Below are 12,917 nucleotides of genomic sequence, written 5' to 3' on the forward strand. Positions count from 1 at the left end.
TTGTCAGGACGACTGCCTCCCTCTGCAGTAGAGTCCCCTCATTCCTTCCCCGGAGCCACAGGATCGAAAGCCTTCGTGGTCTCCTCGGGTCAAAATTGAGGAATCTCTGGGGCAACCCGTAAAAAAAGATCTGCCACAGAAAACGACTCAAAAGAGTTAACGAAAACTATACTCGTTCCTTAATAAAGGTAGCGCCATATTTTCAGAATCACAACAGTTTTTATGAAAAACCGCTGGAAACTCTCGGTTTTCCATGAATAACAGTATGATTCTCCCCACTGGACAGGCGCAGACATAACGCACCTGCCTAGGAGCAATAACAACTCTGACAATAGGGAATCAGCGGTCAGCGAGTCCGCTCTGCAAGCCGATCAAGAGAGGCCAGCCAGAGCTCTGCTGTCCCGTCAGACGGCGCACGCCAGTCTCCACGGGGGGACAAGCTCCCCCCTGCCACCACCTTAGGCCCATTAGGCATAGCCGAACGCTTGAACTGGCTCGTGGCAAAAAAGCGCCGCATAAACAGGCGCATCCAGTGAATGATGGTCGGCAGGTCATAAGACACCCGATCCTGCTCGGGATAGCCGAATGGCCAGCTCCCCACCATTTCATCTCCCCATGCATGGAGCTGAAGGAACGCTATTTTTTCAGGGGCGAATCCGTAACGCAGGACATGATATAATGTGAAATCCTGCAAGGGATACGGGCCAATGGCCTGCTGGGTGCTCTGCACGCCCTGCCCCTGATCGGGCACCAGCTCCGGCGAAATCTCAGCCGTGACGATCTGCTCCAGAATGGTGCGTGCGGCAGGAGAAACACTTTTATCATGCCCCGCTGCCCACCGAATAACATGCTGGATGAGCGTCTTCGGCAGGCCCGCATTCACATTATAATGCGCCATCTGGTCCCCGACACCATAGGTACACCAGCCCAGCGCCAGCTCGGACATATCCCCCGTACCAATCACCACCCCCTGATGATGATTGGCCAGACGGAACAGGAAATCCGTCCGCAATCCAGCCTGAACATTCTCAAATGTCACGTCATAGACCGGCTCACCACGCCCGTAAGGGTGATCGATTGCGGCAAGCATGGCCTGTGCCGTAGGCCGTATGTCCAGCTCTCCCGCACTGACCCCAAGACTCTCCATCAACCCATGTGCCATGGCGAGGGAAGCACCACCTGTCGCAAAGCCCGGCATTGTCCGTGCCAGAACCCGACTCCGCTCCCACCCCAGACAATCCGCTGCCTTCACCGCCACCAGAAGGGCCAGCGCACTATCCAGCCCACCAGACACACCAATGACCATGGTTCTGGCATGTGATGCCTTCAGCCTCTGGCACAGAGCCTGCACCTGAATGCTCCACGCTTCCCGGCAGTCCTGCTCACATAGTTCGGGCCGGGAGGGTACGAAGGGGAAACGAGGCACATCCCGCATCAACCCCCAATCTTTCACCTCCGCATTCAAGGCAAAAGAAATGCGGCGAAAGGCAGGCCTTTCGAAAGATGTGAAATACCCGCTCTGAAGCCGCTCCTGCCTCAGCCTGTCGAGATCAACATCCGCCACGATCATCTCACCCTGTCGGGCAAAACGCTCGGAACGGGCCAGACAATCCCCTGCCTCGTACAGAAGAAGCTGCCCATCCCATGAAAGATCAGTCGTGGACTCGCCTTCACTGGCTGCCGCATAAAGATAGGCGCTGGCCGTCCGCATGGACTGCGCCGCACACAGCAAAGCCCGATGTTCCGCCCGCCCTACCGTAACGGGTGATGCTGAAAGATTGGCCAACACCGTGGCCCCAGCCATAGCCAGCGCCCCACTGGGCGGCTGTGGTGCCCAGAGGTCTTCACAGATTTCCACCCCCAGAACCAGCCCGGGAATGTCCTCGGCCTCAAACAGAAGATCCGTCCCGAAAGGCACGACCTGCCCGCCCAACACGATGGTTCCGGAACAGCCCCGCCCGCTTGTGAAATGCCGAGGCTCGTAAAACTCCCGATAGCGAGGCAGCATCGTTTTCGGCACAACGCCCAGAATACGCCCCCGATGGAACAGCACAGCACAATTATAGAGGCAGTCCCCCCAGCGTATGGGCATCCCTACAATGCCAACCGTCATGAGATCGGCCGTGCCTTCTACGAGTGCACGAAGCGCTTCTTCCGCCCCTGTCAGAACCGCTTGCTGAAAGAAAAGGTCTTCCAAAGTATAGCCGGTCAGCCCCAGCTCCGGGAAAACGGCCACGGCCACACCCTGCTCGTGGCAGCGCTCCAGCCATTCCCGCACGGTCGCTGCGTTCTTATGAGGCTCTGCCAGCGTGATAGCTGTAGTACAGGCCGCAACACGGGCAAAACCCTGCCGATACAGACACAGAAAATCAGATAACGCCACAGCCGGGCCCCCTTACCGAAAAACCTTTCTACCCGACAGCATCAACAGCGGGTAACGTCACGCTTCTTCACGACAGACCTGCACGAAACGGAACAATCTTCGCGTTTCCCACACGGCCAGACAGAATACCAACAGGGCATACAGAGCCGAAGAGCTCGTCATGGAAACAGGCAACCCGAAAGGATAATCCGGCAAATCGCAGGGCTTGGCAGGCCGGGACGGAAGATGAGCCATCCAGTCGGCAAAACCGTGCCCTTCTGTCAGGACGGCATGACATTCTGCAGCGGGGCTAGGCCAGAACCCTTGCTCTACCCCAACATGCAACACCCCCAGCCCCACACTGACCAGAAGACAGACTAACCCTGCCACTGCCAGCCATCGGGCATAACGAGGCGAAAATACCAGCGACAACACGCCAATACCCAACAGTACCCTCCACGGTCCACGCTCCCACAGGCATAGCTCACACGGAACCATATGGAGGACCGTCTCCGCTACAAAGACAACAAGCTGAACCAGCAAGGCTGACAAAATAAACAGCCCACCAATCCGCCAGACAGCCCGTATCTGCCGTTTATTGGTAAACAGCATTGCCCCCTCCTTTTTAAACTCTATCCGTTCCGCTCCAGCCTATGCTTTCTTGGCGAACTACATGAGCATGACCCGGTCAGCGGGGCTGAGCAGCCCCTCCCTGTTCAGCCTGCGGCGCAGGCAGAGGCGCCGGAGCGGACGCCGGCGGGAGCAAGGACAAGGGCGCAGATGAGCTCCCCCCTCCATCCTGAGCACTCCCAGCTCCTGACGGTGCGGACGGCGTCAAAACCTCTGGACCCCGTTCAGCATCGGCATCGACATGAGGGGCCATAATGGCTGGCAACTGCGGCGGGACAGGGGCGGGCAGAGCACCAACCATCGGCTCGACCTTGTCCCCATCGCAGGAAACAAGCTGCACATCGTACAGTGCCCCTGCATACGCCCCCAGAGCCGGATCATCCGTAAACATCCACCCCTCGAAAGGCGGGCTGCCAGCCTCCTGATTTTCTTCAATTTTCAACAGGGCGGCCGTCTGGGCAGGAAGCCCGTCCGGTTTCTGAAGACAACGCTCCAGCCGGAGGGAGAGGGTTCCGTAAGCTGTATCCTCACCAGAATGCAACGGCACGAGGTCCACATGGGAATCCAGCCGCCGCATAATACGCAGCACCGCTCCACTCCGCCCCTGCCAGCTTGTAGCCGGATAAACGGCAGGAGGTGCTATCCCCCTAACCCCTTCAGCATGCAGCGTAACGGACGGAACAGCCATCAGCCCCATCAGGCAGGGAACCATCAGCCATGAACGCCGTGATGAAACAGTTTTCCTGATCTTCATGCCACATTTCCCTTTCCATCCGCACGGCCATTTCCGGCATCCGTAATGCCCACTTCCACCATGACATCCATCAGCAACCGCTCCATACGCCGGCGCAGACCTTCCGGCCCCACATCCATGAGCAGGGCATCATCGCAGGCATCCCGCAGCACTTGCTTCAGCTCAGCCTCATTCTCCCGCAGGACACGCAACTTGCCTGTGCAACTGATGGGCTGACCGTCCCGGTCCAGCCATTCCTCTGCATCGAGAGGGTGCTTCACGGCGCTGCCTGCCCCTCACCCTGCGGCGCTTCCGGCGCTGTAGAAGATCCATCGCTTGGTACGCTGGAAGACGGTGCCGGTTCCGCTACGGAAGCCGGAGCTGATGGGACTTCGGAAGTAGATGCTGGCGCTGGAGCGGCGGGAGTGGCTTCCGGCGCAGGGGCAGCCTTCTTCTGAAGGGAGTCCGTAACAGAGAAGATGAATTTGCTCAGAAGCTGTTCCAGACTGATGGCTCCCTGCGTTTCCCCGATGGTCCCATCCGGCTTGAGCATGGCCGTATCACCACCCGGAGTCAGAGCCACATATTTCCCGCCAAGCAGGGAGTCTGACGTGATGACGGCACCACTATCAACCGGCAGCTGAATCTCTGGCGCAACAGAGAAAACGATATTGGCCTGAAAATTATGCGGATCAACCTGCATGCTCCGCACATGCCCCACTGTCACACCAGCCAGCCGAACATCCGACCCGACATTCAACCCATCAATATGCCCAAAGGACGCATGGAGAGGATAGCCCCTATCCTGCGGATGCTGCCGCCCAACAAGCGCCATGACAATCAGCACAGCCAGCACAATGGCCGTCACCAGCCCGACCAGTAATTCCAGCCGATCCCGCCCAGCCCGTTTTGCTGCAATATCACCGGCATTGCCCAAAGCCATGAACACATCCTTTTTATGCTGCTGCCTCATCAGGCACTCATGTTCCTATCGCTCTAGCGGACTCAGCCCGTCACGTCCAACACCGCCATGATCAGCCGCCGTTTTTCTTCCACGCCGCCCGCCATGCAGTTATCCCCCATATCCCCACTTTCCTGCCTGCTTATGCCCGTTATCCCCCCCTGATTACGGTTCCCTCGCCCTCCCATCAGTACTAGACTCGATATTATGAAAGCGCATCTTCACTGGAGTGGCGTTCACATGAGAACGCTTCAGACAAGCACAGACCCCGACAGTGCAGCATTGCGCACTGTTACCCTTCCTTCTGTCTGGAGTGATGACGCCGCTCAGGCGCTCGCCCAGCTTGCCCCGGCAGAGGGCGGATCCGTCCGCCTTGCCAGCGAGGCAGCTCGCTGGGTGGAGCTGATCGATTCCACACCGCCCCTGCCACACGCACAGCAGGATGCTCCGCCGGTCGGGCGCAGCCTGTCCTGCCTGCTGCTCATGCAGCAGATGGCACCAAACCGTGCCTTGTGGCGTAACGACCCGGATGGACAGCCCGGCTTTGTTGTGCGTCTTTCCGGTTTTGTTCAGGATGGCCTGTTCGCTACGGAACATTTTGCCGCCTGCCTGAAACTCGCCTGCGACAGCCTCCGCCGTCTGGACGCTGCACAGCGACCCTACCGCAGCGGCGAGCTACCCCTTTTTGATGAACCCGCCCCTATCGGCTCACAGGATGGCCCCATAGGCATCATCCTGCTGACCGATCTGGATGCCTGCCTTGCTGCGCTGGGTCTTGATTATGACAGCAATGAAGGACGCAACTTTGCTAAGGGCATCAGCCAGTTCACACGGCTGATTGCCCGGGCTGGCACCGCTAGTCCGGACACCGTCTTCAGCTGTCCCCAAGCACCAGACATCGAACAAGCAGCCATTGCCATACAGACGGCCACGCAGTCCCTGTCCGGCCTCGCCATGATCGAAACAGGTTTCTCCTCCCCCGGTGAAGTAGATGCCCTGCTGGATGTGGAAGCCTGTGGCCTTGGCCCCGTCTTCTCACTGGTCAATGGCCGGGGCGGACTGCGTCAGTCCACACTAAACCGGCTGGCGCACAAGGGACTCTCTCCCGAAGCGGCTCTCGCTCTGGCTCTTGATGGGCAAGCGCCTCTACAGCCTGCCAGGGCTGATGCACATGCCCAGATGCATGAGACTGTTCTCCCCTTCTGCGATCATCTGCCCGCTCTACCAGAGCCGGAAATGGATGACATGCGTGAAAAACTGGGGCGTGGTGTCCGGCGTCCACTACCCATGCGGCAGGGCGGTTTCAGCCAACGTGCAGCCATTGGAGGGCATCGCCTTTTCATGCGGACAGGCGAGTTTGAAGATGGAACACTGGGATCGCTATCTCTCACCCCACCCCGTGAAAGCCCTATGGCCCGCGGCTTGATGGAGTGCTTTGGTCAGGCTGTCAGCATTGGTCTTCAGTTTGGCGTGCCGCTGGATGTATTTGTCGAGCAATTCGCTTATTCCCGCTTCGGGGCTTGCGGTACGGTCGAAGGCGATGATGTGGCCAGCTATGCAACCTCCATGCTGGACTACGCATTCCGAGCCCTCTCGGATGCCTATCTGGGCCAGCGTATGCCGGATGCCCCCGTGGACTCAGGTGAGAAACAGCACGAAGCGCCCATGCTCCCCTTCGGGCCAGGGCAAGGTGACGGCCCTGCCTCGCGCCCCAGAAACCGCAAGCTACGCCTTGTCGGCTAACCTTCACTTAGACTGAATGAAAGCCGTCATCCTGACGGTTTTCATTGACAGTGCCCAAACAGCCTGTCTAGCTAGAAGCATCCGGTTAAGGATTTTCACCATGGCGCTGATGCCATAAGGCAGGAAATCCTGCCTGTAGTCCACTACGGGCAGCATATGGGGTATTGCAGCGTGGCCGATCACGACACGACCAGATATGACGGCTTCGATAAACGCCTTGCCCAGCTGGAGCAGAAAGTAGCTCCACGGCGTTCTACCAAAAAAACACCCTCCCTTTCCGAGCAGTCATCCCTCAGCATGGCATTCCGTATTGCCAGTGATATGATTGCCGGTATTGCCGTAGGCCTGGGCATTGGCTATGAGCTTGACCGATGGACAGGATACAGGCCTGTGTTTATAATTGTGTTCGCCATGCTTGGTATGGCGGCCGGCCTGCGGAATGTCTGGCGTATTGTGAATGTGACGAATGTCCCCGAAAGTGGGACGCAGAAAGACGGGAGAAGCCAGCGTGGCCAGCGGATCGACGATTGACGCGCTCGGACAGTTCGAGCTGCATCCGATTTTTGGTTCTTTCGGCGAGGCCCTGAGATTTTCCCAGGCCCCGCTGTTCATGGTGATTAGCTCAGCCGTTGTGCTGGCTTTCCTCTATATCGGCATGAAGCCAAAAGCCGTCGTGCCGGGTCGCCTACAGGCCGCTGCGGAAGTCAGTTACGATTTTGTCCACGGTCTTGCCGTTGATACAATCGGTGAGGAAAAGGGCACAGCCTTCTTCCCATTCATCTTCGCCCTGTTCTTCTTCATTCTGGTAGGTAACTATATCGGTCTCCTGCCGTTCTCCTATACATTCACCAGCCACATCGCCGTGACCTTTGCTCTGGCCATCACGGTATTTATTCTCTGCATTCTGACCTCCCTGCGTTTCCAGGGCATGAACTTCTTCAAGCATTTCATGCCAGAGGGTGCCCCTATGGCCCTCTCCCCCATTCTGGTTCCCATTGAGATCCTCTCCTACATCTCCCGTCCTGTCAGCCTGTCCATCCGTCTGTTTGCCAATATGGTAGCCGGACATGTGCTGCTGGAAGTTTTTGCAAGTTTCACAATCATGCTTGCCGGTCTCGGAGTTGTCGGCGATGTGCTGGCTGTTACTCCTCTTGTGCTCAACATCGCACTGACGGCACTTGAGCTGCTGGTAGGGCTGCTACAGGCCTATGTCTTCGCTATCCTTACCTGCATTTACCTGCGTGAGGCTGTGGATCACTGAGTGGTCGCTGCCTCCACGTTTCTCTCTCTGCCCTGTTCTTAAAGGAACCTGAACCATGGATCTTCTTCATCCCGCTCGTGAGATTGGTGCCGGTCTTGCCGTGATTGCTCTCGCCGGTGTCGGTGCTGGTATCGGTAACATCTTTGCTGCTCTGGTGAACTCCATCGCCCGCAATCCTGCTTCCCGCCCGCATGTGTTCGGTCTGGGCATGCTCGGCTTCGCCCTGACAGAGGCTATTGCCCTTTTCGCCCTGCTGATCGCCTTCCTTATTCTCTTCGTCTGAGGGCAGAAGCAATGCGCCTTACGCCCCGTTTCCTCCTGTCTGCCGCCGCCCCTCTTGCGGCCTTACCGGGCCGGGCCGTGGCGGAAGGCATGCCCCAGCTCCACTTTAAGGACCCTCTGCTACAGGGGCAGGTGGTCTGGGGTGCCCTCATCTTCATCATCTTCTACCTGCTTCTGAGCCGCTCCGCCCTGCCGCGGGTTGCATCGGTCCTCAAAGCGCGCGAGACACGCATCCAGAGTGATCTGGACCTTGCTCGCCGTGCCCGCAAGGATGCCGATCAGGCGCAGAAAGAACTCTTTGAAGCACGGGAAAAAGCGTCTGAGGATGCGAACGCAACCATTCAGAACATCCGTGAAACAACCAAAGAGACCATCCGGGTTCAGGCAGAAGAAACAGCAGCCCGTCTGGAAGCTGAGATCAAAAATGCTGAATCTCAGATTGCTCTCTCCCGCAATAATGCACTGAGCAGCATCAACGAGATTGCCTCCAGCACCGCCATGACTCTGGCAGAACGCCTTGTCGGCACAGCTGACCAGCAGGCTGTTACCGCCGCCATTGAGCACGCCCGTGCCGCAGGAGCTGATCATGTTTCATGAACCCCGCGTCTGGACAGCCATTGCCTTCGTTCTGTTCTTCGTCATTTTCGGGCGTAAGATCTGGGGGATAATTGCTGCCAAGCTTGATGAGCGCGCCAACGAGGTCCGCAAGAATCTGGATGAAGCTACACGCCTCCGCCGTGAAGCCGAGCAGATGCTTGAAGACTCCAAGCGTGACCACAAGCGTGCACAGGAAGAAGCCCAGCAGCTCATTGCCAAGTCCAACGAGGCAGCTGAGCAAATGCGCGCTCAGGCCGAACGTGACGCCGCTGAAATTGTGTCTCACCATGAGAAAATGGCCCGTGAGCGCATTGAAGCTGCCGAAAAGATCGCCCTGCGTGATATCCGCCGCCAGGCAGCTGCTCTGGCCGTGACAGCCACAAGAGACGTTCTCGCCAAGAAACTGGCCGAGGACCATGAGCTTGCCAACAAGCTCATCAATAACGGGCTTGAAACTCTCCCGCACGCTTTTGGTGACAAAGCTGCGTAATAAACCATGACAGCCAGTAAGTCGCACAGTCCCTTACTGGCTGTTGTCGTTTCTGTCCTCAATGAGGGCGATAATATCCTGCCTGTCTGCACAGAGATCCGTGAGGCTCTGACAGCACTGCCTCCGACAGAAGTCATTTTCGTTGATGATGGCAGTACGGACAATACACTTCAAAAATTGCAGGAAGCCCGCAACACGATCCTTCCACAGCTGCGCATTCTCATTCATCCTGAATGTTTGGGAAAATCAACAGCTCTGCGTACAGCCATCCGGGCTGCCCGTGCGCCATGGATCGCTACGATGGATGGCGATGGACAGGATGACCCTGCCTTCATCCAGACAATGGTGAACGCCATTCGTGGGCATGAGAATGCCCCTGTTGGACCGTTGGTTGTAGGCATTCGCCACAAACGCCGCGACAATCTTTCCCGAAGGCTAGCCACACGCTTCGCCAATGGGCTGCGCCAGCGCCTGCTTAAGGATGACTGCCCCGACACTGGGGGGCCACTCAAACTGTTTCAGCGCGATCTCTTTCTATCCTTACCTCAGTTTGAAGGGCTGCACCGTTTCATCCCGGCTTTGATGAAAAGCTACGGTGCACCACTCATCTGTATCGAAACACAGCATCGGGCACGACTTCACGGTCAATCCAAATACACCAATCTTCACCGTGCCCTTGTGGGTATTCGGGATATGCTGGGTGTTCTCTGGTTGCAGAAACGAACCCGCCGCCCGCCACCGCAAACCGAATTATAAAGCGGCTCCTATCCCCAGCTTTTCCACTTTCGAACAGTCACGAGCCACATCATGAACGGCAGCAATCCTGTCCCTATGCCGAGCTTTGCCTGTTCTTTCTGTGTAAGCCCGCCTCACCATGACACTTTCTTTCCGCCATTACGCCCTACTTGCCGCTCTGGCTTTTCTGCTGGCCCTACCGGGACGTATGAGCCTCCCACCTCTGGATCGGGACGAACCCCGCTACATGCAGGCCACAGCGCAGATGCTGTCTTCTGGAAACTTCCTCGACATACGTTTTCAGGATCAGCCCCGCTATCTGCAACCGGCAGGCATTTACTGGCTGGAAGCCGCTGCCGTTAAAACGGCAGAGATTGTCACACAAGACCCGAAACTGCGCCATGAAAGCTGGCCCTATCGCCTTCCCAGCCTGATTGCCTCCATATTCAGTATCGTTCTGACGGCATGGATCGGCTCACGTCTCTTTGGAGGCGTTGTCGGGCTGCTGGCCGCCGGATTGCTTCTGGTGGCACCTCTTTTCGCTGCCGAGAGCCGGATGGCAACAATCGACAGCGTCCTTCTGCTCGATATTCTCTGCATTCAGACTCTCCTGCTGCGTCATTTTGAAGACATGCAGGCAGGGCGCCCAACACCACGCCGTTACAGCCTCCTCTACTGGGCTGCCATTGGAGTAGGGCTAATGCTGAAAGGCCCTATCGTCCTCATCCCCGCCATCGGAACCATAAGTGCCCTCTGCATCAGTCTGCGTCATGCTTCATTGTTACGACAGATACGCTCCGGCTGGGGCTGGATCATCAGCCTGCTGATTGTTCTACCGTGGTGCGCTGGAATTACCCTTGTCAGCCATGGCGACTTCTTCCGCCATGCTGTGGGCCATAATCTTCTGGGCAAGATTACTCATGCTCAGGAAACGCATGGCTTTCCACCCGGCTATTACTGCCTGCTGTTTCTACTGGCCTTCTGGCCCGGTGCCCTCTTTGCCGTACGGGCCATTCCCACCATCTGGCAGCGGCGTATCCAGCCGAACGTACTTTTCCTGCTCTGCTGGATCATTCCGCACTGGCTGGTCTTCGAGTGTCTGGCAACCAAGCTGCCACATTATGTCCTGCCAACATACCCCGCCATTGCCATACTGACGGCAGCTAGCCTGCTCGTCTGGCAGACGAGCTCTCTCCGCTCGTTCTGGGGAAAACTGGGGACAGGACTCTATACAGCATTATGGAGCATAGCCGGACTGATCTTCTGCATGGCAGGGCCTGTCTTGCTTTACAGGATGGAAGGCCATGTCTTTGCAGAGGCTCTGCTCCCTGTCTGCGGCAGTGTACCGCTTCTTGCCGTGGGAATATGGTTACTCTGGAAGCGTGAATGGCGTGACAGCGCCTTCTGCGCCATCGGCACAGCCCTTCTGACGGAAGTAGGCATTTTCCTGTGCATTATCCCACATCTGACCAGCATCCAGCTCTCCCCCCGTATTGCGGAAAGCTTCGCCCAACTCCGTCCCTGTCAGAACAGCGTGCTCATTTCACCATCATATAAAGAGCCCAGCCTTGTATTCCTCACTGGAGGAACCGCACGCCTGCTTTCTCCAACTTTGGCCGCCCAAAGCCTGCATGATCATGCACGGTGCGATCTGGCACTTGTGGACCAGAAAGATGATTCCACTTTTAAAAAGGCTCTTACCCAACTTGGCTCTGAAGTCATTCTCTATGACCAGTTTGAAGGTCTGAATTACTCAAACGGCCATAAAATGCACCTCAGACTTTATGCCATCAATGGCCAATCATCCCCCTGAAGCCATAACAGAATTGTGTAAATTATTCTCGCTTTCGGTAACAAACTAACCTAGAATAATTCTCATGAGACGTTCGATAGGCGCGATGATGTTACGTATTTCCAATCAACCCATGATAAGGGTTCACTGTAACCTGTCCTCGTGCCCATGACACAGAACAGCTCTACTTCACTTTCCACAAAAACAGCGTCTTCACCTTCATGGTCTGTTGAAAGTACAGCTGCTGGCGTCTGCCTGACCATCAAAGGTAAATGGACAGCCCTTACGGGTGAAGCCATGCTGTTCCCGCAGGATGCCCTTCCGCCAGCAAAGGCAGGACAGACACTCACCTTTGACGCCAACGGGCTTGATGGCTGGGATTCCAGCTTCATCACCTTCGTGTGGAACGTCAAACGGGCGGCAGGACAGGCCTCCCTCTCCTTTGACAGTCAGGCCCTTCCGGCTTCGGCACAACGTCTTCTTGCCCTACTACCAGAAAAGACCGAGAAGCCGGCTCCTCATCAGGAAAACAAAGAAGGCATTCTGGCCCATATCGGCGGCGCCACTCTGAACACCCTTCAGGAGATTGGGACGGTCAGTTCCCTTGCCCTGCAGGTCGTCAAAGGAGCGGTGCAGGCCGTACGGGGCAAGAGCTCCATGCGCCTTAAAGACCTGCTGGTCGATATCTGGAATGCTGGCCCTTCTGCTCTGCTCATTGTCAGTGTCGTCAATTTTCTGGTCGGGGCTATTCTGGCGTTTGTTGGTCTGCTTGAGCTCCGCAAATTCGCTGCCGAGATTTACGTTACCAATCTGGTAGGAATTGCCTCCGCTCGTGAAATCTCTGCCATCATGACGGCCATCATCATGGCGGGTCGCACGGGTGGTGCCTATGCGGCACGCATTTCCACCATGCAGGGCAATGAAGAAATTGATGCCCTTCAGGTAACAGGCATCCCTCTGGCCGGATACATCCTGCTTCCGTCCATTCTGTCCTTGGTCATCATGATGCCATTCCTGTATCTTTACGGGACGATGGTTGCCATTTTTGGCGGTTTTGTTGTGTCCATGAGCATGATGGACCTCTCCCCCATCGGGTACTGGCTCTCTACCTTTGATGGTGTGGATCTAAGCCAGTTTGCCTTCGGCTTTGTAAAATCCCTTTTCTTTGCCGGCTTCATTGCCCTTGCGGCCTGCCGGGTCGGGCTGAAAGCCGGGCGTAGCGCAGCCGATGTCGGTATTGCTGCCACAAGAGCCGTTGTCATCGGCATTGTTGGCGTGATCGCTCTGGACGCCGTTTTCGCCATAATCGCCAACGCAGCCGGAATCTGATG

Annotated in this window: 14 protein-coding genes; 9 read left to right on the forward strand and 5 right to left on the reverse strand. The window is 56.8% G+C overall.

Annotated elements, in window-relative coordinates; translation table 11 throughout:
• Window positions 1–346: 346 nt before the first annotated feature.
• From NQF86_RS06460 to mlaD, 5 genes are all read right to left on the reverse strand, one after another.
• The gene (locus tag NQF86_RS06460) at window positions 347–2,383 is read right to left on the reverse strand and encodes an NAD(+) synthase (RefSeq protein WP_266116822.1); all 2,037 of its coding nucleotides are present in this window, start codon (window positions 2,381–2,383) and stop codon (window positions 347–349) included.
• 57 nt (window positions 2,384–2,440) lie between these two features.
• Window positions 2,441–2,974 carry a disulfide bond formation protein B gene (locus NQF86_RS06465; RefSeq protein WP_266116823.1) on the reverse strand — a complete coding sequence of 178 codons (534 nt, stop codon included), beginning with the start codon at window positions 2,972–2,974 and terminating at the stop codon, window positions 2,441–2,443.
• A 76-nt stretch (window positions 2,975–3,050) separates the two neighbouring features.
• On the reverse strand, window positions 3,051–3,746 hold the full coding sequence (locus NQF86_RS06470) for a DUF2155 domain-containing protein (RefSeq protein ID WP_266116824.1): 696 nt from the start codon (window positions 3,744–3,746) through the stop codon (window positions 3,051–3,053).
• Window positions 3,743–4,006, reverse strand: coding sequence for a hypothetical protein (locus NQF86_RS06475; RefSeq protein WP_266116825.1), 264 nt, complete (start codon window positions 4,004–4,006; stop codon window positions 3,743–3,745). The genes NQF86_RS06470 and NQF86_RS06475 overlap by 4 nt, the downstream gene beginning before the upstream one ends.
• Window positions 4,003–4,698, reverse strand: a complete 696-nt coding sequence (gene mlaD, locus NQF86_RS06480) for an outer membrane lipid asymmetry maintenance protein MlaD (RefSeq protein ID WP_323670749.1) — start codon at window positions 4,696–4,698, stop codon at window positions 4,003–4,005. Before mlaD ends, NQF86_RS06475 begins: the two co-directional genes overlap by 4 nt.
• 228 nt (window positions 4,699–4,926) lie before the next feature.
• Here mlaD and NQF86_RS06485 point away from each other — a divergent pair, with 228 nt between their 5' ends.
• From NQF86_RS06485 to NQF86_RS06525, 9 genes are all read left to right on the forward strand, one after another.
• The gene (locus NQF86_RS06485) at window positions 4,927–6,429 is read left to right on the forward strand and encodes a TSCPD domain-containing protein (protein WP_266116826.1); all 1,503 of its coding nucleotides are present in this window, start codon (window positions 4,927–4,929) and stop codon (window positions 6,427–6,429) included.
• Between the two features lie 156 nt (window positions 6,430–6,585).
• A complete protein-coding gene (locus NQF86_RS06490) occupies window positions 6,586–6,960 on the forward strand; it encodes an AtpZ/AtpI family protein (RefSeq protein WP_266116827.1) in 375 nt (124 codons plus the stop codon).
• Window positions 6,938–7,690, forward strand: coding sequence for a F0F1 ATP synthase subunit A (locus NQF86_RS06495; protein ID WP_266116828.1), 753 nt, complete (start codon window positions 6,938–6,940; stop codon window positions 7,688–7,690). Before NQF86_RS06490 ends, NQF86_RS06495 begins: the two co-directional genes overlap by 23 nt.
• Before the next feature lie 55 nt (window positions 7,691–7,745).
• The gene (locus NQF86_RS06500) at window positions 7,746–7,973 is read left to right on the forward strand and encodes an ATP synthase subunit C family protein (RefSeq protein ID WP_018979931.1); all 228 of its coding nucleotides are present in this window, start codon (window positions 7,746–7,748) and stop codon (window positions 7,971–7,973) included.
• A gap of 11 nt (window positions 7,974–7,984) precedes the next feature.
• Window positions 7,985–8,569: a F0F1 ATP synthase subunit B family protein gene (locus NQF86_RS06505; protein WP_266116829.1), complete on the forward strand. Its 585-nt coding sequence runs from the start codon at window positions 7,985–7,987 to the stop codon at window positions 8,567–8,569.
• Window positions 8,559–9,059, forward strand: coding sequence for a F0F1 ATP synthase subunit B family protein (locus NQF86_RS06510; protein ID WP_266116830.1), 501 nt, complete (start codon window positions 8,559–8,561; stop codon window positions 9,057–9,059). Before NQF86_RS06505 ends, NQF86_RS06510 begins: the two co-directional genes overlap by 11 nt.
• 6 nt (window positions 9,060–9,065) lie before the next feature.
• A complete protein-coding gene (locus NQF86_RS06515; protein ID WP_266116831.1) occupies window positions 9,066–9,815 on the forward strand; it encodes a glycosyltransferase family 2 protein in 750 nt (249 codons plus the stop codon).
• A gap of 118 nt (window positions 9,816–9,933) precedes the next feature.
• Window positions 9,934–11,607 carry an ArnT family glycosyltransferase gene (locus NQF86_RS06520; protein ID WP_266116832.1) on the forward strand — a complete coding sequence of 558 codons (1,674 nt, stop codon included), beginning with the start codon at window positions 9,934–9,936 and terminating at the stop codon, window positions 11,605–11,607.
• 147 nt (window positions 11,608–11,754) lie between these two features.
• Window positions 11,755–12,915 (forward strand): MlaE family ABC transporter permease, encoded by a 1,161-nt coding sequence (locus tag NQF86_RS06525; RefSeq protein WP_266116833.1) that lies wholly within the window; start codon window positions 11,755–11,757, stop codon window positions 12,913–12,915.
• The last annotated feature ends 2 nt before the right edge of the window (window positions 12,916–12,917 follow it).

Origin of the sequence: Bombella pluederhausensis (assembly GCF_026385525.1) — a bacterium.
GTDB classification, from domain to species: Bacteria; Pseudomonadota; Alphaproteobacteria; order Acetobacterales; family Acetobacteraceae; genus Bombella; species Bombella pluederhausensis.

Coding starts and splice junctions, on each gene's coding strand:
- NQF86_RS06485 (WP_266116826.1), top strand. CDS start 4,927: ATGAGAACGCTTCAGACAAGCACAGACCCCGACAGTGCAGCATTGCGC.
- NQF86_RS06505 (WP_266116829.1), top strand. CDS start 7,985: ATGCGCCTTACGCCCCGTTTCCTCCTGTCTGCCGCCGCCCCTCTTGCG.
- NQF86_RS06500 (WP_018979931.1), top strand. CDS start 7,746: ATGGATCTTCTTCATCCCGCTCGTGAGATTGGTGCCGGTCTTGCCGTG.
- NQF86_RS06510 (WP_266116830.1), top strand. CDS start 8,559: ATGTTTCATGAACCCCGCGTCTGGACAGCCATTGCCTTCGTTCTGTTC.
- NQF86_RS06470 (WP_266116824.1), bottom strand. CDS start 3,746: ATGAAGATCAGGAAAACTGTTTCATCACGGCGTTCATGGCTGATGGTT.
- mlaD (WP_323670749.1), bottom strand. CDS start 4,698: ATGAGGCAGCAGCATAAAAAGGATGTGTTCATGGCTTTGGGCAATGCC.
- NQF86_RS06490 (WP_266116827.1), top strand. CDS start 6,586: ATGGGGTATTGCAGCGTGGCCGATCACGACACGACCAGATATGACGGC.
- NQF86_RS06515 (WP_266116831.1), top strand. CDS start 9,066: ATGACAGCCAGTAAGTCGCACAGTCCCTTACTGGCTGTTGTCGTTTCT.
- NQF86_RS06520 (WP_266116832.1), top strand. CDS start 9,934: ATGACACTTTCTTTCCGCCATTACGCCCTACTTGCCGCTCTGGCTTTT.
- NQF86_RS06465 (WP_266116823.1), bottom strand. CDS start 2,974: ATGCTGTTTACCAATAAACGGCAGATACGGGCTGTCTGGCGGATTGGT.
- NQF86_RS06525 (WP_266116833.1), top strand. CDS start 11,755: ATGACACAGAACAGCTCTACTTCACTTTCCACAAAAACAGCGTCTTCA.